This window comes from Bradyrhizobium sp. SPXBL-04 (assembly GCF_051853035.1).
Taxonomy (GTDB): Bacteria; Pseudomonadota; Alphaproteobacteria; order Rhizobiales; family Xanthobacteraceae; genus Bradyrhizobium; species Bradyrhizobium zhanjiangense.
The window spans coordinates 270,824-293,722 of the sequence record NZ_CP182472.1 but is presented as its reverse complement, the minus strand read 5'-3'; the positions used below and the strand labels follow the sequence as shown (position 1 = coordinate 293,722).

Below are 22,899 nucleotides of genomic sequence, written 5' to 3'. Positions count from 1 at the left end.
CATTCAGAACGCCGGCTTGTCCTCTTTCGGGACAACGGGGTTGAAATACTGATGCAGAAAGTCCACACGTTAACCGATAATTAACGATAGGTCTTGCCGCCGGCGCGGCGACTTGATTTGATCGCGTCCATGAGCACAACCCTGATCGAGGTCCGGCCGGCCAAAGCCGCAGATGCAACTGCGGTGGCGTCGACCCATGACGAAGCTTGGCGCTCGGCCTATCAGGGCATCATCCCCGGCGCGGAGCTGGAAAAGCTGATCAACCGCCGCGGTCCACAGTGGTGGGACAGCGCGATTCGCAAGGGCAGCCGCGTCAGCGTGCTCGTGTTCGGCGACAAGATCGCAGGCTACGCCAATTACGGCCGCAACCGCGCCCGCAGCCTGCATTTCGACGGCGAGATCTACGAGCTCTATCTGCGCCCGGAATTCCAGGGCCTCGGCTTCGGCCGCCGTCTGTTCGCCGCCGCCCGCCGCGACCTGATGCAGAGCGGCCTGAAGAGCATGGTGGTGTGGGCGCTCTCGGACAACGATCCGGCCACCGAGTTCTACCGTGCCCTGGGCGGCCGGATGGTGGCGCGCTCCTCGGAGCGGTTCGGGCCGAAGTCGCTCGACAAGGTTGCCTTCGCTTGGACCAATTGAGCTGCTGAAACCTGAATCGGCAGCGTTTTCCATCCGTCGATACCGCCCGCCTTTTGCGCCGGTGATCGCCGGATTCATTATTTCACAAAAACGCGATGGATCAGCGGGCCAAGCCCGCGTATGACAGCGCCAAAATCGCTGCCGGGCGCGATTTCACCTCGGCAACAACGGAGCCTTGAATGCGTATCGATGCGGTCTCGATCGGGAAGAACGTACCCCACGACGTCAATGTCATCATCGAAGTCCCCGTGGGCGGCGAACCGATCAAATACGAGATGGATAAGGAGGCCGGCACGCTCGTCGTCGATCGCTTCCTCTATACGCCGATGCGTTACCCCGGGAACTACGGCTTCATCCCGCACACGCTGTCGGATGACGGCGACCCCTGCGACGTGCTGATCATCAACACCCGCGCCATCATTCCCGGTGCCGTCATGAGCGTGCGGCCGGTCGGCGTGCTGTTCATGGAAGACGAAGCCGGCGGCGACGAGAAGATTCTGGCGGTGCCGTCATCGAAGCTGACGCAGCGCTACGACAAGGTGAAGAGCTATTCCGACCTGCCGGACATCACGCTCCAGCAGATCCAGCACTTCTTCGAGCACTACAAGGATCTCGAGAAGGGCAAGTGGGTGAAGATCCTGCGCTGGGGCGGCCCGGAGGAAGCGCACAAGCTGATCCTCGAAGGCATAGATCGCGACAAGAAAAAGGCCTGAGCCTTCGGTATCCCGGACAAAAGGTGTGCTCCCTCGCCCCGTTCTTACAGGGAGAGGGTTGGGGTGAGGAGCTACCTCCACAAAGACGGTCAGAGTTGGACTCGCGGAAAGTCCCGCTCACCCGGAATCCGCGCTTCGCGCGAATTCCGACCTCCCCGCAAACGGGGAGAGGTGAAGAAAAGCTACACCGCCGGCTTCGGCAGCCCTGCGATCGCGCAGGCGGCGCGCAGCGTGTTCACCAGCAGGCAGGCGACCGTCATCTGGCCGACGCCGCCCGGCACCGGCGTGACCGCACCGGCAACCCCAAGCGCCTCCTGATAGGCGACGTCGCCGACGAGGCGCGTCTTGCCGTCTGCTTTGGGGATGCGGTTGATGCCGACGTCGATCACGGTCGCGCCCGGCTTCAGCCAGTCGCCGCGCACCATCTCCGGCTTGCCGACCGCGGCATAGACGAGGTCCGCCTTCTTCACGAGGCCGGGCAGATCGCGCGAGCGCGAATGCGCGATCGTGACCGTGGCGTTCTCGTTCAGCAGCAGCTGCACCAGCGGACGGCCGACCAGGTTGGAGCGGCCGATGACAATGGCATTCATGCCTTCGAGCGAGGCGTGCACGCTCTTGGTCAGGATGATGCAGCCGAGCGGCGTGCAGGGCGACAGCGCCTCAAAGCCGCCGGCGAGCCGGCCGGCATTGTTCGGATGTAGCCCGTCAACGTCCTTGGCGGGGTCGATGGCGTTGATGACGGCTTCGGTGTTCAGCCCCTTCGGCAGCGGCAGCTGCACCAGAATGCCGTGCACGGCGGGATCGCGGTTGAGCTTTGCGACCAGCGCCAGCAGATCTGCTTGCGAGACGTCGGCCGGCAGCTTGTGCTCGAACGAGGCCATGCCGGCCGCCTGGGTCTGGGTATGCTTGGAACGGACATAGACCTCGCTGGCGGGGTCGTTGCCGACCAGGACGACCGCAAGGCCCGGCACCAGATTGTGCTCGCGCTTGACGCGAGCGACATCGTCGGCGACACGGGCGCGGAGGTCCGCGGCGATGACTTTTCCATCGATGATTTTGGCAGTCATGTCAGTTCCTTCAGTCCTTCGATTTAGCCGACACGAGCTGGCGCAGGGTTTCTCCGAGCCGCACGGGGTCGCCGTCGACCGCGATCTGCTTCAACCGCGAGGTAGCTCCCGATAGCAATTTTACGCTGGCCTTGGGCACGCCAAGCGATTTCGCCAGCAGGACCAAGACAGCCTTGTTGGCCTCGCCACCATCGGCAATCGCGCGTACCCGCACCTTGAGCACGCTGCGGCCGTCGGAGAGCTGCTCGATCCCGTCGATGTCGTCGCGGCCGCCGCGCGGCGTCACCCGCAGCGCGATGCTGACGCCTGCGGCAGAGATGCGCCAGGGATCTTTGGCAACCAAGGCGCTCCAGCCCGCTTAGATCACGTTCGGGTAGATGTAATACAGGATCACCCGCTCGATGAACATGATCAGCAGAATCAGGATAATCGGCGAGATGTCGAGGCCGCCGAGACTGGGCAGGAAATTGCGAATCGGTGCCAGCAGGGGCTCGGTGATCCGGTACAGGAACTCCGCCACCGCCGAGACGAACTGGTTGCGGGTATTCACCACGTTGAAGGCGATCAGCCAGGACAGGATCGCGGCGGCGATCAGCAGCCAGACGTACAGATCGAGCACGATGATGACGATGTCGAGAACGGCACGCATGGCTTTTGAAAACTCTGGCTTCGGTCGGGATTGACGGCTGTTGCTAGATATCGGTTCCCTCCGACCCAAACAAGGGAAGTCGGCGCCCGGATGGCCAAAACGGGGCTACACCTGTCCTTGACTTGACCTTGGCGGGGACTTAAATGGCGCCCGGTTGTCGGCCGCGTTCACCAGAGCGGCCTGCAAAGGGGCCATAGCTCAGCTGGGAGAGCGCGTCGTTCGCAATGACGAGGTCGGCGGTTCGATCCCGCCTGGCTCCACCAGCCTTCGCAGGCTGCGCCTGCTTCGGCTCGGCAAGCCCTCGCGTAGCGAAGGCTGTCCCGCCATAGCCCGAAGGGCGACGGCGGACCTCTTTCCAAAGTCCCCTACCTCCCGGTAAACCTCGGCGGCCGCTTCTCCATAAAACTCGCCACGCCCTCCCGGAAATCGCTGCCGTTCAGCGCCACCATCATCTCGCGGTTGGCCTCGATCGTCGCTTCCGCCAGGGTCTGGAACGGCACCTCGTAAAGCTGCCGCTTGATCACGGCCATCGCGCTCGGTGAGACGAAATCGGCGAGATCGCGCGCGTAAGCATAGGTCTCCTCGCGGAGTTTTTCCGGCGAGCAGAGCCGGTTCACCAGCCCGATCCGCAGTGCTTCGTCGCTGCTCACGCGCCTCGCCGAGAGCAACAGATCCAGCGCATGGGCATGGCCGACGATGCGCGGCAGCATCCAGCTGATGCCGTGCTCGGCGATCAGGCCGCGCCGCGCGAAGGCGGTGGTGAACACCGTATTGTCGGCGGCAAAGCGCAGGTCGCAATAGAGCGCGTGGACCAGGCCGATTCCGGCGGTCGCGCCGTTGAGCATGGCGATGACGGGCTTTGCGATCGACGGATAGAAGCCGTAGCGCGTCTGCCAATCCGGGCGGCGGTTCATGTCGAACGGCGGCAGATTCGAGGCGCGCCCGACGTCGTTAGGATCGAGCCCTTTGAGCGCATCCATGTCGGCACCGGCGCAGAAGGCGCGGCCCGCGCCGGTGAGCACGATGACGCGGACATTGTCGTCGGCGCTTGAGGCTTCCATCGCGTGACGCACGTCGCACTCCATCGTCGGCGTCCACGCATTCATGCGGTCCGGGCGATTGAGCGTGATGGTCGCGATCCTGTCGCTCACCTCATAGAGAATGTGTTCATAAGGCATGACGCTCTCCCTTTGCTTGCCGGCGCAATCTCGCGTGCGCGCGTTGCGAACGAGCCTAGCATATAAAGGGATGAGGCAAGGGCTTGCGCGGAGGCGCGATTCACTCGGCGGCTTGCGCCAGCACCGGCCGGCGCGCCAGCCAGCCATTGATGAAGTGATCGAGCCAGGCGCGCTCCGCGAGGTCGTAGACGGCACGATCCGCGAAATGGTGATGCCGCTGCCGCGCGCCGGGCGCGCTGAAGCCGTCATAGCCGCGCGTGGTCCAGCAATGCATCATGGCGTAGGTCACGTCTGGATGAAACTGCACACCGAAGGCGTTGCCGGCACGGAACGCCTGCACCGGAAAATCATCACCTTCCGCGAGCTGCTCGGCACCAACCGGCAGCTCAAATCCCTCGCGATGCCAATGATAGACCTGCGCAGGCCAATCCGGGCAGAGCGCGTGGCCCGCAGCGGTCGGCCTGATCGGGTAATAGCCGATCTGGGTCAGCGCATCGGCATGCGGCGCGACGCGGGCCCCTAGCTGCATCGCGAGCATCTGCGCGCCGAGGCAGATGCCAAGGAACGGACGCTGCTCACGGAGCGGAATTTCGATCCAGTCGATCTCGCGGCGGATGTAGTCGTCGGAATCATTGGCGCTCATCGGACCGCCGAAGAACACGGCGCCGGCATGCTGATCGAGCGTCTCGGGCAGGGGATCGCCGAAGCGGGGACGGCGAATGTCGAGGCGATGGCCGAGCGCGCGCAGCGCATTGCCGACCCGGCCGGGCGTCGAGGATTCCTGGTGCAGGACGATCAGAACCGGTAACCGGGCTTCGGAAGCGGAGGCGGCCGCGCCCGGCGTCCTTCTGGGAAAGGGCACCAATTCTGCGCCACCAAACCTGTCCGTCCGGAACGACATGGCCTCTGCGAGTGCTATCGGTTCAGACCGCCAGCATAGCTAAGCGATGGTTAACATCGTGTGAGTTCGCGCACACATACCGATTGAAGCAAGCTCCGGGCCACTACGGGTGCTTCAAAGTTTTCTCTAGTGCCTGCGCCTCTGAAACCGGCTGGTAGCGGCTAGGATGAAGCCGCGCGGGAAGAAACGCAGCGCCAACGGCACAATCTTGATGCCCAGACCAGGCAGCACTGCCCGTTTGTTGGCCATCAGGCCACGATATGCATCGCGTGCAACTTCGGCGGCGGAGACGTTGAGAACGGCGGTATCATGTTGGGAGCCGACGCCGGCGCGTGCCTGGAATTCGGTGGGCACCGGACCCGGGCAAAGCACGGTGACGCGAACGCCGCGCGGCGCGAGCTCCGCCCGCAAGGCTTCGGTGAACGAAATCACATAGGCCTTGGAGGCGTAGTAGACGGCCATGCCGGGGCCAGGCAGGAAGCCGGCGACCGATCCGACATTGAGAAGTCCGCCCTTGTTCTTGATGAGCTGATCGGCAAAGCGCAGCGACAGATCCGTCAGGGCCCTGATGTTGACATCGACGATGCCGAGCTGCTCGACGCGATCGCGCTCGATCGCATCGCCGAACACGCCGAAGCCCGCATTGTTGACGAGATGATCGAGCTCGACGCCTTCGGCGGCAAGTGCTGCCGCGATGGTCTTGCCGGCATCCGCTTGCTCGAGATCGCAGGCGATCACGATCGGCTTCTTGCCGCCGTTGGCGGCGAGCTCGTTCGCGAGCGCCTCCAGCCGATCCGTCCGGCGCGCCGTCAACGCGAGGCGATGCCCATTGGCAGCAAACACACGCGCCAGCTCCGTGCCGATGCCCGCCGAGGCACCGGTGATCAGCGTCACCCGCTCAGTCACGATCGAAGACTCTTGAATTCAAGTTTTTCGCCCCGCAATGGCGGAACGAGAGCACAGGCCGCGCGCGACATGCAAGCCGCGCCGCCAGCATGGCCGCTTGAGCAGAACGACAGGCCGCGCTGAAAAACCGTTGATTTGCAGGCGGATTCAGCGCAGGCGGCGGATAAATTAAAGTTTCGTCATGTGTCCGGGCAGGCCGCGATCAGTCGTGTCCAGAGCCGTCAGCCGCCGACAGCGCTGTCCTTGACTTGGCCGCCGACGCGGTCCGCGACCGCGTGCTTCAGGTCGATCCGGTCACGCTGCGAAATCCCGAGCAGGTCGGAGGCGCGCCAGACGACGTTGTCCTCGAATTCGCTGACCTGACCGTCGGCATAAACCAACTCCCACATCATCTGCACGATGCGTTTGCGACCCTCTTCGTCGAGCGAGCGCATGATGACGCTGGTGAAATGATAGAGATCGACCGCCTCGCCCTCGACCTGGGTGGCGTCGGCGATCAACCGATCCGCGGTGCCGCGATCGAGCCCAAAATGGCTCTCGATCAGGCTGTGCAGCTTGCGCTGCTCGGCCGCGCTCGGCTGTCCGTCCAGCGAGACCACGTGAATCAGCAGTGCCGTGGCCGCCAGCCGATAGTCGCTGTCGCCAAATGCGCGGTCCTGGTCATGGGGAGCAACAATGTCGGCAATGAATTGGCGCAGGCCGTCGAGCATAAAGTCCTACCGAGATCGATGAAGCCGCGAGAGGCGGCTGTTACCAGCATTATATGAGCAGGAAACTCAACCGGCGCAACGTGCTTCAGTTCCGCGCGCTGCATTACGTTTCGGCAATCTGTTGTCGCCTCGGTGCCAGAGTGAGGCAGGCGGGCCACATCCTTCGACGTCGTCCTGGCGAAAGCCAGGACCCATTACCCCAAGACGTCGTTTCGCGAAGGCTAGCCGTCCGGTACTACGACCTATCGCACTCGATAGATTCCGCGGTATGGGTCCTGGCTTTCGCCAGGACGACGTTGGAGAGGCATAGTGCCACGCTCGCAACGACGGGGATTGCAGCAGCAGGACCGCATCCCTCAGGGTATCTCATACACCACCATCTTGTCGGCGATCCCGCGCAGCGCGGCCTGCTTCTGGATCGGCTTGATCTCGCGCCGCTGAAGGATTTCAGCAACCGCGGGTGCATCGAGCACCGGGCCGGTGATGTGAATTTCCTGCGCGGTCGACAGGCTCTGCACGCGCGAGGCGATGTTGACTGTCTGGCCGAAATAATCCTGACGCTCGTTCAGCATCACCGCAAGACACGGACCTTCATGGATGCCGATCTTGAGAATGAGATCGTTGGCGCCGCGTTCCTTGTTCAATTCATCCATGGCTGCACGCATGCGCAGTCCCGCCGTAATCGCGTGCTCAGGTCTCACGAAGGTCGCCATGACAGCATCGCCGATCGTCTTTACAACCGCCCCCTTCTCGGCGGCAATGATCTCCAGCAGCGCACGGAAATGCGCGCGCACGAGATCGAAGGCGGCGAGATCGCCGACGCGCTCATAAAGCGCGGTCGATCCCTTCAGGTCGGTGAACAGGAACGTCAGCGAGGTGATCTGGAGCCGCTGGTCGAGACCGAGATTGTCCGCCTTGAAGACGTCGCGAAAAGTCTGGTTCGACAGCATCCGCTTGGCGGTGAGGAACGGCTTACGCTTGCCGATGAGATGATGAAGCGCCTCGGCCGCGATAAATACCGACGGCAGCACGCGCACACCGGCCTGGTTTTCCAGCGATAGCCGCAGCGGACCCGGCCGCATGGTCGTCGTCCCCGTCGGGGCCTGCACCTTGTTGTACATGATGGCGAGCTGCTGACGGTCCTTGGTCGGCTCGCCCTGGACATCGATGAAATGAGCGGCGTGCGTCACCGGCTCGAAGATGATGACGAAATCACTCGGCAATTGCAGCGACATCGTCGCCTTCTCGCCGGCCGGCAGCTCCATCGTATCCAGCGTCACCTCGTTGGCCAGCGTCGCAAACGATTCCTTGTTGAAGTCGACCCCGGAGCTCCAGAACACCTGCTTGAAATATTCCCACACCGGAAGCGTATCGGGATCGTGCGCCGCGATGCGCCGGACGCGCGGATTCACGGTGAAAGAGACCTCGACCTGGTCGTCGACGGACGCCTTGTACCCGCAGGCGCAGAGCGCGCAGTGATAGTCGTCCGGCTTGAGCGCCTTGAGCGTCGAGTGAGCGCCCAGCACGCCGCCACAGCCCGGACACAGCACGTTCCAGCCGAGATCGAACAGACCGAGCCTGGCCGAATGCAGGAAAGCCGAGATGACGCGCTCTTCGTCGAGGCCGTGATGCCGGGAGAAATCGAGGACATTGACGCGGTTGAGCTCGTGGTCCTCGCCATCCTGGATGAGGCGCGCAATCGCATCGACCACCTTTGCATCGGCGGTCTGCTTCAGAACGGAAAACTGGGCCTGGATGTCGCTCATGGCGGGGCTCTGTCTAAGCTGGATCACGCCATCGGCCAGACGAGGGTCCGTTACCGACGGGTGATGCGGAACATGGGTGAGTGGTCCGGCTGGGTCGTGACGACGCCATGCGGGATCACGGGAACGGTATCGGCAAGCTCGACGCGGAACGCACCGATCAGTCGGGCCAGCGCCAGCACCGATTCGGCTTGCGCAAACGGCGCGCCGATGCAGACGCGTGGCCCCGCGCCGAACGGCAGATATGCGAAGCGATCGGGCTCCGCCGACATGAAGCGCTTTGGAATGAACGCGTTCGGCTGATCCCACAGTTTCTCGTGCCGGTGCAAAAGCCACGGCGCGATCATGATGATATCGCCCTTGCCGATCTCGATACCGGCCGCGTTGTCCCTATCGCGCGCGGCACGCGCGACCAGGAAGGCGGGCGGATAGAGCCGCATCGTCTCCTCGATCACGGCACGGGTGAACTTCTGGCGATCGATGTCGGCGATGCTGTCGAGATGTTCGCCGCGGGTCTCAGTGGCGACTTCCTCTTGCGTGTCAGGATCGAGCGACAGCAGATAGAGCGCCCAGAACAGCGCCGTCGCGGTGGTCTCGTGACCCGCGAGAATCATGGTCGCGACCTCATCGACGAGCTGTTGGTCGGAAAAGCCCTTGCCCGTTTCAGGATCCCGCGCCTCGTCCATGAGATCGAACAGGTCGCGTGGCGGCGCGCCGTCCTTCTTGCCGGCCGCGCGCCGTTCGGCGATCAGCATGGCAACGAATTCGGTCCAGCGCTTGCGAAACCGCGCCCGTGCGAAATCCATCGGGCTCGGCCAGGACACGGGCAGCACCATGTCGAGGAAATAAGCCCGTCCCAGCCGTGCGGCATATTCCATGATGAAGTTGCGCAAGGTCGCGCCATGCCGGTCCATGCCGAACGAGAACATCGTGCGTCCGGCGATCTCGAGCGTCATGCGCTGCATGACCTCGCGCAGATCGACCGGCTCGCCGGTTCGCGTATCGAGCTTTGTGATGGTCTCGTCGAGCACCGCCGTCATATGCGGGACGAGATTTGCGGTGGCGCGCGGCGTGAAGGCCGGCGCGAGCGTGCGGCGCTGAAACGTCCAGGAATGACCTTCCGCAATCAGGAGGCCGTCGCCGAGCACGGGGCGCAGCATGCGGATGCCCGCCGGCGTGCGCGTATAATTCTCGTAATTGCTGAGCAGGACGTGCCGGATCGCGTCCGGCTGGTTCAGGATGAAACTGTTGCGGAGAAAGAAGCGACCCGGGATGACGTCTTCCTCATAGGCACGCTGTCCCCAGGTCGCGATCATGTTCTGGCGGATCACCGCGAGCTTGCCAAAGAACGACATGTCATCCGGCGCACGCGGCGGCGTCGGAGGGATGAGGGGCCGACGCAGGCTGGCGATGTTCATGGCTCGCTCCCGCAGAAGTGACGCAGGTCAATAGCTAGTAAGTCAGTTCGGCGATCGCAATCCTGTTTTCGGCGGCGGGCCAGGCGCGTGCCACAATCCGTTCTTCGCCAAATTGGGCCACGATGTTACGTCCGACCTCGCTGGCCGGAAGCCGCAGGGTTGCTGCCGCATCCGTGGGCACGCCCGGTTTGACGTCGGCGGGCTCCTTGCCGTCGAGCAGCACCACGTCCCGCGGCAGGCCGAAATAGCCGCGCGGCCGCGACATGATCACGACAGCTCCTGCGTCCTTGTCAGCCGGCCCGAGCGGGCGCGCGGGACGCAGGTGCACGACGTCGGACGAGCGCGGGAAGGGCGAGCGGTAGATGTGCGTCGTCGGCGCGTCGGGCGATGCCAGGACGAATTCGAGTGACCAGGCCGGATTGACCTGCGCCGGTCCCCAGCGGCCGTCGGCACCGGTCTTTGAGCTGTGCAGCGCCCCGCCGTTGCGCTCTCCGGTTTCAGGATCGACGCGGAAGACGTCGACGGTTGCGCCCGCCACCGGACGGTTGGTCGACACGCCGCCCGGCGTGCCCGTGACCAAACCGCTCAGCTTCACGCTTGGCTCCGGCACGATCGCGATGCGCGTGGGCTCGCGGCCGGCGATGAACTTGTAGATCTCCCGGAAAGCGCGCGGATGAAATGCCACCTCGCGATGATCGAGCGCACCAAGCACAAGGTTGGTGGCGCCCTTCAGCTCCGGCCCCTCGGCGGTGACACCGGTCGGAACGCCGGGCTTTCCGATGAATCGGCCATCGGCTTGGGCATATTTGTCCAGGCCGTCACTGCGCAAGGTGAGAAAAGCTGTGCCCGGCGTCACCTCGCTCTCGCCCTCGTTCAAGCCGCGCAGGAATGCGCCGCGGCCGTTGAACTCGTTGTTGGGCGTATCGTCGGTCGCGAACACGCCGTGATTGGGCGTGCCGCACAAGATGGCGTGACTGACATCGCCGGCGCCGCCGTTCTTGATGACGTTGCGGATGGCATAGCCGCCGCGCGAGCTGCCGACCAACGCCACGCGGGACGCGCCGGTGCGGCGCTTCAAGTCAGCAATGGCGGCAGTTAGCTCGCGGCGCTGGTCCTCGGTCGAGGACCGGCCTGCCTGCTCGACCTTGTCGTCGCTCCGCGCCAGCGGATCGGTGAAATTGATCGCCGCCATGCGATCGCGCGCGACGCCGTTCGACTCCATCCGCCACAAGATCGTCACCCAGAGCGCGTCGTAGTCGCCATTGCCGTGGACGAACAGGATCGGCGGCACCTCAGTGCTTGGCGTCACGGCAGGTGCGGTTTGGGCCATCACGCCGGCCCGCAAGCTCGCAACTGCGAAAGGCAAGCTGCTGACCCCTTGCAGGATCGTCCGTCGCGACAGCTTCATCTGTTCCTCCCCCGGCAAACGCCTCTTTGCACTGCTTATAGCGACCTAACCACTGGACAGCGAAGGACTTTCGCAGGCATCACTGAATTTGCCGGAATCGCCAAGACCACTTCTGACACCCGATATGGAAGGGGATATGACCGAGCAGACGAACCGCCAGAGAATTGCCGCCGAGGGCATCACCGCACCTCTGCGGTACACCGTGTTCCGGCGCATCTGGCTCGCTAGCCTGCTCTCCAATCTCGGCCTCCTGATCCAGGGCGTCGGTGCCGCCTGGGCGATGACGCAGATGGCGGCCTCCGCCGACAAGGTGGCGCTGGTGCAGACCGCGCTGATGTTACCGATCATGCTGATTTCGATGCCGGCCGGCGCCATCGCCGACATGTATGACCGCCGCATCGTCACACTGGTCTCACTGTCGATCGCGCTGACCGGCGCCACCGCGCTCACCATCCTGGCCGGGCTCAAGCTGATCACCCCGGAAACGCTGCTCGCGTTCTGCTTCGTCGTCGGCAGCGGCAATGCATTGTTTGGACCTGCCTGGCAGTCCTCGGTCAGCGAGCAGGTGCCGCCCGATGCGCTGCCGTCCGCGGTGGCGCTGAACGGCATCAGCTACAACATCGCGCGCAGCTTCGGTCCTGCGGTCGGCGGCGTCATCGTCGCCGCGGCCGGCGCAGTCGCCGCGTTTGCCTGCAACGCGGTCCTCTATCTGCCATTGCTGGTGGTGCTGCTGCTATGGCGACGCAGTACCGAGCCCTCGCGCCTGCCGCGGGAAAAGCTCAACCGCGCCATGGTCTCCGGCTTCCGCTACATCACCAACTCGCCGCCGATCAAGATCGTGCTGTTGCGCACGCTGGTGATGGGCCTGATCGGTGGCGCCGTGATGGCGCTGATGCCGCTGGTCGCGCGCGACCTCTTGCATGGCGGCGCGCAGACCTACGGCATCATGCTCGGCGCGTTCGGCATGGGCGCGGTGGTCGGCGCGCTCAACATCCATGAACTGCGCAAGCGCATGAGCGGCGAGGCGGCGATCCGCGCCTGCACCATCTCGATGGCGTTTGCGATGGCCGCGCTCGCCTTGAGCACGGAGCCGGTGCTGACGGCAACCGCGCTGGTGCTGGCCGGCGCGGTCTGGATGGCCGCGGTGGCGTTGTTCAACATCGGCGTGCAGCTCTCGGCGCCGCGCTGGGTCGCGGGTCGCTCGCTTGCGGCGTTCCAGGCCTCAATTTCGGGCGGCATCGCGATTGGCGCCTGGGGCTGGGGCCATCTCACCGACTATGCCGGGGTCGAGGTCGCGCTCCTGGTCGCGGCCGGACTGATGCTGATCTCGCCGCTGATCGGCATCTGGCTGGCGATGCCACGCGTGGGCGCGCGCAACGAGGATGCCGAGGTGCTGGCCGATCCCGAGGTGAAGCTGTCGCTGACCGGCCGCAGCGGGCCCTTGGTGGTCGAGATCGAATACCGGGTGAGCCAGGAGAATGCCCGCGCCTTCCACAATGTGATGCAGGACGTGCAGCTCTCCCGGCAGCGCAACGGCGCCTATGGCTGGTCGATCGCGCGCGACATCGCCGATCCGGAATTATGGACCGAGCGCTATCATTGTCCGACCTGGCTCGACTACTTACGCCAGCGCAACCGCTCGACCCAATCCGAACGCGCGCTGCATCAGCAAGCGATCGATTTCCACATCGGCCCCGAACCGGTACGAATCCGGCGCATGCTGGAACGTCCGTTCGGCTCGGTGCGCTGGAAGGAGGAGACGCCGGACCGCGCCAATAGCGAGGTGCTGCCGGTGGTCGCGACTGCGGCGGGGAGCAGCACGTAAGTCTGTCAACCTGTAGCCCGGATGGAGCGAAGCGCAATCCGGGACGGTCTCACCGCGGAAACAGAACCCCGGATTACGCTCCGCTCCATCCGGGCTACGAAAACCACTACTGCCCGTGATCCGACAGCACCTTGTCGCAGCCTTTGCTCAGCCGGGTGCGGTTCTGCTTCAGGCAGGCGAGCACGGCGCCATCGCCATTGTTCATCACGGCGCGGCAGAAGCGGCTGACATCACGCGCGCAGGCATCGTGGCCGGGCTGCTGCTGCGCGAACGCGCTCGATGCGCACAGCAGCAAAGGAATAATGAAAAGAAATCTGGCCATCGCGTAATGCCTCTTACCCGGAAGAAATGTGCGGGCGAAGCTAGTGCGCTGATCCCGAGGCCGCAACGGCTTTGTTGACTGGCTGCAACGTGCCGCCGCACGGCCCCGGCTTGACGCAGGAGCACATCGCGAGGGGAGCTAACCGACGCAACGATCATCGTGTTGCTTACTGCTCGGCCTGCGCGTCAGCGACCTTGCGCGAGGCGCCCTTGGCGAGGTCCTTGTCCATCACCGCGCGGCAGCCGGCGCTTAAGTCAGAACGATGCTTGATCATGCACGCCGTGATCTTCGGGATGTTGGGGATGTCCGCCGAGCAGAGGCGAAATGCATCGCCGGTGCACATCTGCTGCGCCTCCGCAGTGAAGGCGAAGCTCGAGGTCGCCGAGACGATCGACGCGATGGCGGCAAAGCCCAAGGCCAGGCTGGTATCGCGGATCTTGGTGGTCAGGGACTTGCCAGAAAGAGACTTGGCAGAAAAAGACTTGGTCATTTGAAGCTCCCATTGGGGGCCGTCGGAACGGCGCCCGTTGTTGATGGGAACTACGATGCTCCGGCAAAACGGTTTCCACTGTGATGACAGTCACGGCAGGCACAGCCTCTGTGACCTCCATCACTTTGGCGCACCGCGCTGAAATTCCTCCGCAACCGCTGTCGCGTTGGTGTCACGTTAACTGTTCCTTCGCATTAATGGCTCGTCGCGCGGGAAATTCCGCCGGTTTGGTTGCGTAATTGGAAAGAATAGCGATGCGTAATGCGTTGGGCCTGATGCTGGCCAGTGTAGTTGCGGCGGTCGTGATTGCCGCCGGCGGTTGGTTTTATTATTCCGCGCGCGCCGATCAGGGCGCCCCCAAGACAGTTGCCGCCCGTGCCGCCGATCCATTGCCGGCACCGGCGAAGCTCGCTGCCAAGGATGACGTCGAGACCACCGCGGCGATCGCGGCCAAGCCAGCGGCAGGTGCTCCGGCACCTGCGCCCGCTCCCGCCATGCCGGTGCAGCAGAAACAGGCCTGCGCCAATCCGAACGCGCTGGGCGTTGCCCGGGTGGTCGAGATCGACACCACAGGCGGTCCCGGCTTCGGCTTCGAGCACTTCAAGCAGTTCGACTTCCTCACTGAAAAGGAGGTCGTGCTGACCTTCGACGACGGTCCGTGGCCGATCAACACGCCCGCCGTGCTGAAGGCGCTTGCGGATGAATGCACCAAGGGCCTGTTCTTCTCGGTCGGCAAGCACGCGACCTATCATCCGGAGATCCTGCGCCAGGTGCTGGCCCAGGGCCACACGGTCGGCACGCACACCTGGTCGCATGTCAACCTGAACAGCAAGAAGATGACCGAGCAACAGGTCAAGGACGAGGTCGAGAAGGGCTTCAGCGCAGTGAGATTCGCGCTCGGCACCAACCCGGCGCCGTTCTTCCGCTTCCCGCAGCTTCAGCACAATCCGGCGATGGTGACCTATTTCGGCACCCGCAACGTCGCGATGTTCTCGACCGACATCGACTCCTTCGACTTCAGGAAGGGCGCCACGCCGGAGAAGATCGTCGAGACCGTGATGACCAGGCTGGACAAGCTCGGCAAGGGCATCATCCTGATGCACGACTTCCAGAAGCACACCGGCGAAGCCCTGCCGGCCCTGCTCGCGCGGCTCAAGGCCGGCGGTTACAAGGTGGTGCAGATGAAGGCCAAGACGACCTTCCAGACGCTGCCGGAATATGACGAGGCGTTGCTGAAAGACCTGAAGGTGCCGACTTCGAGCGCACGTCCGATCGGAAGCGTGGTGCAGACGGTTTCGCAATAACCGTGATCACCGCTTCAATATGCGCATGGCCGGGCCTTCGCCCGGCCATTTGCTTTGGGCAAGCGGCTTACCAGTAGATACCGTGGCGGTGCAGCTCGCTGATGATGCGGCGCTCGGTCCAGCTGCGCTTGTGCTTCGGCTTGTCCGCTGTTGCCGTGGTCTTGGTGGCAGGCTTGGTCGTCGTGACCGGCACGGAGGTCGTCGTGGGCGTCGTCACGGCCGGAGCGGTCGCCGCAACCGGCGCAGAAAGCGACACTGCCGGCGGACGATCGGAATATTTCGGAGCCTCCGTGGCTGGCGCGACTTCGCTCAGCTGCGTCGCGCGGTGGCGGTCGCCGACGTCGTGGTTTGCGGCGCGGAGGTCTGCTCGCCTGCCGCGGCCAGCGACAGACTGCGGGGCCCGCCTGCCTGGGCAGACGCGGAGGCCAGGAGCATGGCGGCAACCAGAATGATCTTGCGCATGTGAAATCTCCCCGTGTGTGCGTGAGGCGACACTAGGAGAGGCCAGCGGGAGGTTATGTGACGACGATCACATGAGCGCCGCCCCTCGAATCCGCTCGCAATTCGTGGACTCGACGGTGGAGCGGCAAATGTTTTTATACCACTGGTGGTGATACTCTCGACCTGTCGAATGAATAGGACGCGAGGGACATGAACTTCACCAGGGCGGAGCGTATCTCACTTAAGCTGCATCCCGAGCTAAACGAAAAATGGGTGCAAGAGCTGATAGCTACCGATCCGAAGATACTGGGGCTCGGGGACTTGGTGCTTCGGGATAAAGAGCGGATACAGCCTCGCGCTGGTCGGCTCGATCTGCTTCTTCAGCACCCTGAGGGGAAGCTACGCTACGAAGTTGAGGTTCAACTTGGTCCGACAGATGAGACCCACATAATCCGGACAATCGAATATTGGGACATTGAGCGTAAGCGCTATCCTCAATACAAGCATTGCGCCGTCCTAGTCGCCGAAGATATCACGAGCCGTTTTCTTAATGTCGTTTCGCTCTTCAATGGATTCATCCCGCTGATCGCTCTACAAATGCAGGCACTCAAGGTCGGAGAACACATCACACTTGTCTTTACGAAAGTGATGGACGAACTATCGCGAGGTCCAATAGACGAAGACGAGGATGCAGCAGCGACTCCGGCCGACCGTGAATACTGGGAAAAGAAAGGCACAAAGGGAACGGTTCAACTCGCGCACGAACTCCTGGCCATTAGCCGAGAGATCGATTCATCGTTGGAGTTGAAGTATAACAAGTTATACATCGGCGTGACGAGATCTGGTCAGCCATTCAACTTCGTGATCTTTCGCCCCAAAAAGAAGCACATCACAGTAGAACTCCGACTGCCGCGAACAGATGATGTTGATGGGAGGATCGAGCAAGCTGGTATAGAGGCTCTTGATTACGATGAGACATACCAGTCGTATCGACTGGCCCTCGTATCCGACGATATAACGAAACACCGCGATTTGCTTCTGGAGCTGCTGCGAGCAGCTTACCAGAACCGAATGTAACGGAATCTTGTGTCGAGTGTCTGAAATGATTTCGTTCGATCGATTTGCAAACTTGAATCCCGAAGCTCGCCGTATCACCGAAGACTTGTTGCACCAAGCGGACCGCGCTCGCCACGATTATTTCAGCGCCTTCATGTCGCTCTGGATGTCGTTCAACGGCTGGATGGCTTGTGTTACTGGACTAGAGCGCGACTTTGAAATGATAGGTGCTCTCGCAAATGATCGTCGGCTATCAGGGGCCTTTTTAGATGTGAAAGCATCAGATTACGATTTCAGGACAAGCGTGTCAGCGTTCGCTGATTGGTGGCCAATCTTTAGCTCGGCTCACGCTCGAAAGCATCTTGGTGTCGACTTCATCTTTCGGTGCAGAGATCGCGAGGAGTTTATGCAGCGAGCCATAAACAATACAAAAATCAAACGAAGGCCCGACAATTGGGTCGCCGGTCACGAACCTCGCTGGGCAGACCTCGTCTCTGCAATCTACCAGATTAGATGCAATCTATTTCACGGAGTGAAATCCCCGATGAATGAAGGGGACCACGAATTGGTCCGCCTCTCTTATCTTACCCTACGCGGCTTCCTACACGGCTCAGGGTGCTACGATTGGCGCGACGAAGAAGAGGGAGGGAGGATAGCGGGCGTCCGTAGGACCTAGTATCGCTGCCTTAAGGGCCTAATCGTCAGTGTCCGCGTCGGCAGTCAGGTTGGCAGGCCGATCAATCGTGCGGAGCAGTTGAACCGATCGCACCTCGTCCTCGACTTGTTTGATAGCAAGCTCGACCCAAATGACTGATCGCTTCTCTAACGCCTCAAACAGTCTATGGCGACTTTCGCCGGCGAAAAGATCGTCCTTGAAGCGAATTCGATGCTGGCCGTTGGTGATCGGATCCATAAGGACGATTTGAAGGTCCGCGGGATCAGTCGTATTGATATCGACGACCTTCACCTCTTGCTGAATGATTTTCTGTTGAGCCTTCTTCCTACTGGGGGTCCGAAGAATTTCCGCTTCCGTGTTGGTTACTTCGACATCCTTGATGTTGGTTCTTGGATTTGAGGTCGCAGCCTTTAGCAGGGCCTCGTTCGTCTGATTAACCACTTCTAGCGCGCGTTGCCCCGCTTCGCCCTGTTTTTCCAGGACGCCGATAATTCGACGAAATGCCTCGTTCTCCTCCTTGTTTGCGAATTGTAGGGCTTCGAGAGCTGCAAGGTGATCTTTGCTCTTCAATTCTTCTAGCTTGATGTCTCGTGTCTGGTCGAGCCAGGCCTTGAAGGACCATCCGGTGGCAATCAGCGCGCTAAGGCAGACAATAACGATTGCCGCCTGCTTGCCAGTCATTTTCCCCACCATGCGATTTAGTATCCCTGTAAGTGGCTTTTGCAGCTTCGCTAAGTAGTCGGAGCTCCCTCCTGTTACGATAACGCTCAACAGAAGGTCTGTACGATCGCCTTCGCTCAGTTGCCCGATATCCGCGACACCAGACTTGGTGAGGGCGGCGAACTGATAGAGCTGTCTTTGCAGAACTAAGAACGCCTCCATAAAAGGAGGCGTGATAGCAGATTGAACTTCCGTCTTCGGCACGTAGACATGAACCGCAGCCCAATCACCCAGGCCGATTTTTGCAAATTCTTCCCCGAAGCTAGACTTGAGCGCCAGTAGGCGCTCAACTTCCGCCAACACAGCGCCCGGCGACGCGTCACCTAAATCCAGAGCCATCCGCCTCCCTTTCCCCACAGGCGTGCAGGCACGACCGTTGCCCACGTACCACAGTCATCCTACGTCCATCGATAAGATGTAACAACTTTAGCGAGAGAGCACAGCAAGTCCGCGAGTCACCACGTCACGCAGCCTTGCGCCGCGCGTTCATGCGAGCCAGCGGCGATCGGCACACGCGTTCATGGATTCTGATGAAACAGGCGCTGGTGCCGCAAGAGGGATTCGAACCCCCGACCCCGTCATTACGAATGACGTGCTCTACCGACTGAGCTATTGCGGCGAACCCTGCCGGAGCCAGGACGATGCCGGCCCCGATACGCGCGCCCCTGATATCGGGCATGGCCCGAATTGGCAAGGACAAGCGGGGTGCGAAATGCGCCTCACGCGCCCCAGCGGGACCAGAATCCGCGCCAACCGCCGGCCTGGGCCTTGGGCGTGCCGATTTGTTCCGTAAATTCATCGCTCGGGCCCTCGTCGTCGATCCCGGGATCGTCAGGCGCGCGGACGATCGGGATCACGGCAGGGATGGGGGCCGGTCCTGGTTTGCTGAGGTCGGCCCGGCTCCGGAACACCGGCGTTGCCGCGGGCGGCGATGATTCGACGGGCGCGGGCGCCGGATCAGCCGGCTCGGCGGGCGTGACCGTCAGCTCTTCCTTGGCAGCTTCCCTGACAGCTTCCTTGGCAGGTTCCTTGGCAGGTTCCTTGGCCGGAGGCGGCGAATTGTCCTGGGCGGCCGGCGCCGGCACTGGGGCCGCCACCGGCGGTTCCACCGGAGCTTCGCTGGCAGCCGCCGTCACCCGCTTCGGCGGTGGGGCCGCCAGCATGGCCTCCTCGAAGGCCGAAGATTCGATCGTGGCGCCTTTATCCGAAGGCAGGCTCGCGACCGGCGTCTGCCACTGGAACGCATCGAGACGGCCGGTGACCGGGGAGACCGGACGCCAGCGGTCGCTGACATAGCCGTCCGCAGTCCAGGCCGGATCGTGGCGGGCCCGCACCGCGCGCAAGGTCCAGGCGCGGGCACGGCCGCCGTCGCCATGCTCGGTGCGTTCGATCTCGGCCATCAGCAGCGCGACGCGCTGGGTCGGATCGTTGACGTAAGGCGCGAGCGCCTCGCGCGCGCGGGCGAACTCGGAGGCGTCGATCGCGGCGCGCGCGATCGCGAGCTGGCCCTCGATCTGACCTGCCTTGTCGGCAGGCGTCTTGGCCGCGAGCGTCTCGACCCGCTGCAAGCGCTGCCGCGCGGAATCGCCGAGCTTCACATGGGCATAGGCGTCCGCGAGATCGGGATGCGGATTGGCGAGCCAGGCGGCCTCGACCAGCTTCATGGCGCGGCGCACCTGATGCGCCTCGCTCTCGAATTTCGCGGCGAGCACCGCGGCCGGCACCAGGGTCGGTGCGAGCTTGATCGCCTCCATCACGCTCTCGCGCGCGACGTCGCGGTCCATGGTTTCCAATTCCAGCGCGCGCGCGGTAAGCAGGACGCCGCGCTGCCGGCGATAGATCTGCTTGTCGATCAGGCCAGCTGACAGATTCGAATCGAGGATCGCGAGCGCGCCGCTCCAGTCGCCGCGCGCGCAGCGGAAGCCGAGTACCGCCTGCGAGGCCCAGGTCGAGGACGGCGACAGCTTGATGGCTTCCTCCGCGATCATCACGGCGCCGACGGCATCGTCGGCGCGCTGCGCCTCGATGAACAGGCCGCGCAGGCCGAGCAGCCGCGTGTCCTCACGTTCGGCCATGGCGCGGAAGACGCGCCGCGCTTCGTCGCGATTGCCTTCGAGCTGCGCCGACTGCGCGTGCAAGAGCAGCGCAAGCGGATCGTTCGGCGCATGCCGCCGCGCCGCTTCTGCATGCCGACGGGCGAGCGCGGTGTCGCCATGGCCGATCGCGAGCAGGCCGTGGGTGATGGCGTGGCGGCCGCGGGCGTGGCGCTTCTCATGACGACGGCGGCGCAAACGCCCCGGCGTGCGCCAGATCATGGTCAGGATGCTCCAGACCAGCACGATTGCGGCTGCGAAGATGCCGAGCCCGAGCACGAACCCGGGAAACGTCGTCGTGGCACGGAGACCGCCCCAGGTCAGGACCAAATCGCCGGGCTGATCGGCAACCCAGGCTCCGCCGGCCGCCGCCAGTGCGATCAGAATGAGAAAGAGGACGATGCGAAGCATGGTGATCTCTATACGCGCTGATTGTTGCGCGAACCTTATTGAGCAGGCTTGACCGGATCAGATTTGGCGAGATCCGCCATGGCATCGTCGGCGAATTTGCGGGACGCGGCGAGGGCGGCGTCGCGGGCATCGGCCTTGTCGAGCCAGGCTTGCGCCGCGGTGCGATCGGCCTCCGGCAGCGACTTCAGCTCGCGACGTGCCTCCGCAAAATCGTTGCGTAGCGCCGCCGCGGTGACACGCGTCACGATCGCACCGCGATCATTGCCGACGCCGTCGGTGCGTTCGATGCGGACGAGCTTCGACGCGCCCGCCTGGAGGCGCTCGACGATACCGCTGCCGCCGGCCGGGGTTTCCGCCGGCGGCGACAATTTCGGCACGATGTTGAGAAGCTCGCGGCTCAGCGCGACCGGCGTCGGGATGCCGGAGGAAGCAAAGATGTCGAGCGGCTTCAGCATATCGGGCTTGGCCGCCAGTGACCGCGCCGCGGCCAGTTGCTGTTGATAGGGATCGCCATGACGAACGGCGACGTCGAGCAGGGCCGCCGCCACCACATGGCGCAGCGGCTTGTCGTCCATCGTCTTGGCGTCGGCGATCTTCTCGCCCTGCTGCGCGAGCTCGGCCCGCTCGGTCCTGCCGGCGCGTTCGAGCTGCGCGATGCGGTCGTTGAGAGCGCTAAGATCGGGCGCGGCAGCGCTTGGAGCCGACTTCACGTCGTTCAGTGCATTCGCCGCCTTGTCGGACTGCGCGCGCAAATTGGCTATGTCGCTGCGCAGGCTGCCCACGGACTTCTCCAGCGCGTCGATCCGCGCCGCCGTCGCCGGATCGGAGACGGGCTTGCCAGCCTTGGCTTCGACCGCGCTGACCCGCCCGCTGAGCGCATCGACCGTCGCGCTCGTGACTTGCGGTGCGGCAGGCGGCGCCTGCACGGCCGGCCAGCCCAGCATCCAACCGACCGCGATCACGACTGCCGCTGCGACAGCGCCGGAGAGCGGAGCAACGACCCAGGGTGAAATCGGCGGAGGGACGGGCGCAGATGCAACGGTGGCCGGCGCCTCATCGCGCTCCGGCTCAGCATCCGCCGGCTCGGACTTGACCTGCTCGGATTGTGACGACTCGGTCTCGGCGCGCTCCGGCGCCGGCTGAGCCTCGGGCTCGCCCGCCGCCTGCTGCGGCTGGGTCGAGACTTCGGTCGCCTCGAGGTCGATGGTCGGCGGGGTGCGCTTGGCACGACCGCTGTCGGGGGCCAATCCTGCGTCTTCAGGCTTGTCATCGACCATCGTGACGGTTCCTCACATCCATACCTTGCACAGATCCTTCGGATCCGATTGCGTCGGATTCGGCCCGACCTCTTACGCCAAACGGGTGCGCAAAGCACGCTCCAAGGTGTCGAATAGGGCATTTTCGTCCGGCGTCGCCGCCACCAGAACCTGCGACGCGCCGGCTTCGCGCAGCACGCCGGCAACCGTCTCGGACAGGCAGCATTGCGGTATCGCCAGCGCCGAGATTTCGACACCTTCGTCCCGCGCCGCATCCAGAAACGCCCGCGCGCTGCGCCGGGAATAGTGCAGCACCGCCTCAATCCCATGGGCGGCAAAGCCGTCGCAAACCTCGCGCGGCAGCAACTTGACCGGAGCCATGCGATAGGTGGTCTGCGTGACCACATTGAATCCTTCGGCGCCGAGCTCGCTGCCGAGATCACGCGACAGATCCGCACCCGCGAGGTAAAGCAGCGTGCTCTTTTTCTTCAGCACCTTGTCGCGTGCACTCTGCACCACCTTGTCGCGCAAGGCCGCCGCATCGCCACCGGCGACGATCACGTCGGCAAAGCCGGCGTCGCGTGCCGCAGTAGCCGTGTGCTCGCCGACCGCAAACAGCGGCAGCTCCAACAAACCAAGGTCCCGCAATTGCGCTGTGACGCCACGGATTGCATTGGCCGATGTAACGATGACGCCGTTATAGTTCGTCTCGCTCTCGTCATGAAAGGCGACCGGCTCGAACTTGAGCACCGGCGCAAGCAGCACCACATGCCCCCGCGCGCGCAAACTCTCCGCCGTCGCCTCATTGTCGGGATGCGGTCGTGTGACAAGAATGGACATCGCTGGTGTTCCCGAACCACGTGACGGTGGCGCATTTGCGAGGACGGCCGCGCGTGACGATTGCGCAAGCCAGCCCCGGAATGCTACCGGACGTACCAGAACTCTGCTTTACG

Annotated in this window: 21 protein-coding genes, 2 tRNA genes and 1 pseudogene; 6 read left to right on the top strand and 18 right to left on the bottom strand. The window is 63.4% G+C overall.

Going from position 1 to position 22,899, the window contains the following annotated elements; all coding sequences use genetic code 11:
* Positions 1–129: 129 nt before the first annotated feature.
* Entirely contained in the window at positions 130–639 is a 510-nt protein-coding gene (locus tag ACNJX8_RS01395; RefSeq protein ID WP_008136728.1) for a GNAT family N-acetyltransferase, read from the top strand.
* A gap of 179 nt (positions 640–818) precedes the next feature.
* A complete protein-coding gene (gene ppa, locus ACNJX8_RS01390) occupies positions 819–1,352 on the top strand; it encodes an inorganic diphosphatase (protein ID WP_439359321.1) in 534 nt (177 codons plus the stop codon).
* 182 nt (positions 1,353–1,534) lie between these two features.
* Here ppa and folD read toward each other — a convergent pair whose 3' ends face one another.
* Genes folD through ACNJX8_RS01375 form a run of 3 tightly spaced genes read right to left on the bottom strand, consistent with a single transcriptional unit; the run spans position 1,535 to position 3,068 of the window.
* Positions 1,535–2,419: a bifunctional methylenetetrahydrofolate dehydrogenase/methenyltetrahydrofolate cyclohydrolase FolD gene (folD, locus tag ACNJX8_RS01385; RefSeq protein WP_439359320.1), complete on the bottom strand. Its 885-nt coding sequence runs from the start codon at positions 2,417–2,419 to the stop codon at positions 1,535–1,537.
* A gap of 10 nt (positions 2,420–2,429) precedes the next feature.
* Positions 2,430–2,762, bottom strand: coding sequence for a DUF167 domain-containing protein (locus ACNJX8_RS01380; RefSeq protein WP_128930574.1), 333 nt, complete (start codon positions 2,760–2,762; stop codon positions 2,430–2,432).
* 15 nt (positions 2,763–2,777) lie between these two features.
* The gene (locus tag ACNJX8_RS01375) at positions 2,778–3,068 is read right to left on the bottom strand and encodes a YggT family protein (RefSeq protein ID WP_091882830.1); all 291 of its coding nucleotides are present in this window, start codon (positions 3,066–3,068) and stop codon (positions 2,778–2,780) included.
* A gap of 187 nt (positions 3,069–3,255) precedes the next feature.
* On the opposite strand from ACNJX8_RS01375, the gene ACNJX8_RS01370 reads away from it, so the two are divergent.
* Positions 3,256–3,331, top strand: a tRNA-Ala gene (locus ACNJX8_RS01370).
* A gap of 102 nt (positions 3,332–3,433) precedes the next feature.
* Here the strand turns inward: ACNJX8_RS01370 and ACNJX8_RS01365 are convergent.
* From ACNJX8_RS01365 to ACNJX8_RS01335, 7 genes are all read right to left on the bottom strand, one after another.
* Entirely contained in the window at positions 3,434–4,246 is an 813-nt protein-coding gene (locus ACNJX8_RS01365) for an enoyl-CoA hydratase (RefSeq protein WP_128930573.1), read from the bottom strand.
* Between the two features lie 100 nt (positions 4,247–4,346).
* Complete coding sequence (locus ACNJX8_RS01360) at positions 4,347–5,147, bottom strand: glutamine amidotransferase (protein WP_091882824.1); 801 nt, start codon at positions 5,145–5,147, stop codon at positions 4,347–4,349.
* 126 nt (positions 5,148–5,273) lie between these two features.
* A complete protein-coding gene (locus tag ACNJX8_RS01355) occupies positions 5,274–6,053 on the bottom strand; it encodes an SDR family NAD(P)-dependent oxidoreductase (protein WP_439359319.1) in 780 nt (259 codons plus the stop codon).
* A 221-nt stretch (positions 6,054–6,274) separates the two neighbouring features.
* Complete coding sequence (locus tag ACNJX8_RS01350) at positions 6,275–6,763, bottom strand: TerB family tellurite resistance protein (protein ID WP_091882818.1); 489 nt, start codon at positions 6,761–6,763, stop codon at positions 6,275–6,277.
* Between the two features lie 356 nt (positions 6,764–7,119).
* Complete coding sequence (locus ACNJX8_RS01345; RefSeq protein ID WP_128930569.1) at positions 7,120–8,529, bottom strand: adenylate/guanylate cyclase domain-containing protein; 1,410 nt, start codon at positions 8,527–8,529, stop codon at positions 7,120–7,122.
* Between the two features lie 50 nt (positions 8,530–8,579).
* A complete protein-coding gene (locus ACNJX8_RS01340; protein ID WP_439359318.1) occupies positions 8,580–9,944 on the bottom strand; it encodes a cytochrome P450 in 1,365 nt (454 codons plus the stop codon).
* A gap of 34 nt (positions 9,945–9,978) precedes the next feature.
* A complete protein-coding gene (locus tag ACNJX8_RS01335) occupies positions 9,979–11,352 on the bottom strand; it encodes a hydrolase (RefSeq protein ID WP_439359317.1) in 1,374 nt (457 codons plus the stop codon).
* A gap of 136 nt (positions 11,353–11,488) precedes the next feature.
* On the opposite strand from ACNJX8_RS01335, the gene ACNJX8_RS01330 reads away from it, so the two are divergent.
* The gene (locus ACNJX8_RS01330; protein WP_128942147.1) at positions 11,489–13,177 is read left to right on the top strand and encodes an MFS transporter; all 1,689 of its coding nucleotides are present in this window, start codon (positions 11,489–11,491) and stop codon (positions 13,175–13,177) included.
* A 106-nt stretch (positions 13,178–13,283) separates the two neighbouring features.
* Here the strand turns inward: ACNJX8_RS01330 and ACNJX8_RS01325 are convergent, their stop codons facing one another.
* Together ACNJX8_RS01325 and ACNJX8_RS01320 are read right to left on the bottom strand one after the other, a co-directional pair.
* Entirely contained in the window at positions 13,284–13,499 is a 216-nt protein-coding gene (locus ACNJX8_RS01325; protein WP_128930565.1) for a cysteine rich repeat-containing protein, read from the bottom strand.
* A 166-nt stretch (positions 13,500–13,665) separates the two neighbouring features.
* Positions 13,666–13,989: a hypothetical protein gene (locus tag ACNJX8_RS01320; protein WP_128944606.1), complete on the bottom strand. Its 324-nt coding sequence runs from the start codon at positions 13,987–13,989 to the stop codon at positions 13,666–13,668.
* A gap of 254 nt (positions 13,990–14,243) precedes the next feature.
* Between ACNJX8_RS01320 and ACNJX8_RS01315 the strand changes: the two genes are divergently transcribed.
* Positions 14,244–15,293: a polysaccharide deacetylase family protein gene (locus tag ACNJX8_RS01315; RefSeq protein WP_439359316.1), complete on the top strand. Its 1,050-nt coding sequence runs from the start codon at positions 14,244–14,246 to the stop codon at positions 15,291–15,293.
* Positions 15,294–15,360: 67 nt separating this feature from the next.
* Here ACNJX8_RS01315 and ACNJX8_RS01310 read toward each other — a convergent pair.
* Positions 15,361–15,755 (bottom strand): annotated as a pseudogene (locus ACNJX8_RS01310) (hypothetical protein).
* Positions 15,756–15,944: 189 nt separating this feature from the next.
* Here ACNJX8_RS01310 and ACNJX8_RS01305 point away from each other — a divergent pair.
* Positions 15,945–16,811: a hypothetical protein gene (locus tag ACNJX8_RS01305; protein ID WP_439359315.1), complete on the top strand. Its 867-nt coding sequence runs from the start codon at positions 15,945–15,947 to the stop codon at positions 16,809–16,811.
* Positions 16,812–17,484: 673 nt separating this feature from the next.
* On the opposite strand, the gene ACNJX8_RS01300 is transcribed toward ACNJX8_RS01305, so the two are convergent.
* The 5 genes from ACNJX8_RS01300 to ACNJX8_RS01280 all read right to left on the bottom strand — a co-directional run bounded on the left by ACNJX8_RS01300 (position 17,485) and on the right by ACNJX8_RS01280 (position 22,786).
* Positions 17,485–18,525 carry a hypothetical protein gene (locus tag ACNJX8_RS01300; RefSeq protein WP_439359314.1) on the bottom strand — a complete coding sequence of 347 codons (1,041 nt, stop codon included), beginning with the start codon at positions 18,523–18,525 and terminating at the stop codon, positions 17,485–17,487.
* 204 nt (positions 18,526–18,729) lie between these two features.
* Positions 18,730–18,805: transfer RNA gene (locus ACNJX8_RS01295), tRNA-Thr, on the bottom strand.
* A 100-nt stretch (positions 18,806–18,905) separates the two neighbouring features.
* Positions 18,906–20,690, bottom strand: coding sequence for a heme biosynthesis protein HemY (locus ACNJX8_RS01290; RefSeq protein WP_439359313.1), 1,785 nt, complete (start codon positions 20,688–20,690; stop codon positions 18,906–18,908).
* A 35-nt stretch (positions 20,691–20,725) separates the two neighbouring features.
* On the bottom strand, positions 20,726–21,967 hold the full coding sequence (locus tag ACNJX8_RS01285) for a COG4223 family protein (protein ID WP_439359312.1): 1,242 nt from the start codon (positions 21,965–21,967) through the stop codon (positions 20,726–20,728).
* A gap of 72 nt (positions 21,968–22,039) precedes the next feature.
* Positions 22,040–22,786, bottom strand: coding sequence for a uroporphyrinogen-III synthase (locus tag ACNJX8_RS01280; protein WP_439359311.1), 747 nt, complete (start codon positions 22,784–22,786; stop codon positions 22,040–22,042).
* Between the last annotated feature and the right edge of the window lie 113 nt (positions 22,787–22,899).

Coding starts and splice junctions, on each gene's coding strand:
- ACNJX8_RS01395 (WP_008136728.1), top strand. CDS start 130: ATGAGCACAACCCTGATCGAGGTCCGGCCGGCCAAAGCCGCAGATGCA.
- ppa (WP_439359321.1), top strand. CDS start 819: ATGCGTATCGATGCGGTCTCGATCGGGAAGAACGTACCCCACGACGTC.
- folD (WP_439359320.1), bottom strand. CDS start 2,419: ATGACTGCCAAAATCATCGATGGAAAAGTCATCGCCGCGGACCTCCGC.
- ACNJX8_RS01375 (WP_091882830.1), bottom strand. CDS start 3,068: ATGCGTGCCGTTCTCGACATCGTCATCATCGTGCTCGATCTGTACGTC.
- ACNJX8_RS01365 (WP_128930573.1), bottom strand. CDS start 4,246: ATGCCTTATGAACACATTCTCTATGAGGTGAGCGACAGGATCGCGACC.
- ACNJX8_RS01360 (WP_091882824.1), bottom strand. CDS start 5,147: ATGTCGTTCCGGACGGACAGGTTTGGTGGCGCAGAATTGGTGCCCTTT.
- ACNJX8_RS01350 (WP_091882818.1), bottom strand. CDS start 6,763: ATGCTCGACGGCCTGCGCCAATTCATTGCCGACATTGTTGCTCCCCAT.
- ACNJX8_RS01345 (WP_128930569.1), bottom strand. CDS start 8,529: ATGAGCGACATCCAGGCCCAGTTTTCCGTTCTGAAGCAGACCGCCGAT.
- ACNJX8_RS01340 (WP_439359318.1), bottom strand. CDS start 9,944: ATGAACATCGCCAGCCTGCGTCGGCCCCTCATCCCTCCGACGCCGCCG.
- ACNJX8_RS01335 (WP_439359317.1), bottom strand. CDS start 11,352: ATGAAGCTGTCGCGACGGACGATCCTGCAAGGGGTCAGCAGCTTGCCT.
- ACNJX8_RS01330 (WP_128942147.1), top strand. CDS start 11,489: ATGACCGAGCAGACGAACCGCCAGAGAATTGCCGCCGAGGGCATCACC.
- ACNJX8_RS01325 (WP_128930565.1), bottom strand. CDS start 13,499: ATGGCCAGATTTCTTTTCATTATTCCTTTGCTGCTGTGCGCATCGAGC.
- ACNJX8_RS01320 (WP_128944606.1), bottom strand. CDS start 13,989: ATGACCAAGTCTTTTTCTGCCAAGTCTCTTTCTGGCAAGTCCCTGACC.
- ACNJX8_RS01315 (WP_439359316.1), top strand. CDS start 14,244: ATGCGTAATGCGTTGGGCCTGATGCTGGCCAGTGTAGTTGCGGCGGTC.
- ACNJX8_RS01305 (WP_439359315.1), top strand. CDS start 15,945: ATGAACTTCACCAGGGCGGAGCGTATCTCACTTAAGCTGCATCCCGAG.
- ACNJX8_RS01300 (WP_439359314.1), bottom strand. CDS start 18,525: ATGGCTCTGGATTTAGGTGACGCGTCGCCGGGCGCTGTGTTGGCGGAA.
- ACNJX8_RS01290 (WP_439359313.1), bottom strand. CDS start 20,690: ATGCTTCGCATCGTCCTCTTTCTCATTCTGATCGCACTGGCGGCGGCC.
- ACNJX8_RS01285 (WP_439359312.1), bottom strand. CDS start 21,967: ATGGTCGATGACAAGCCTGAAGACGCAGGATTGGCCCCCGACAGCGGT.
- ACNJX8_RS01280 (WP_439359311.1), bottom strand. CDS start 22,786: ATGTCCATTCTTGTCACACGACCGCATCCCGACAATGAGGCGACGGCG.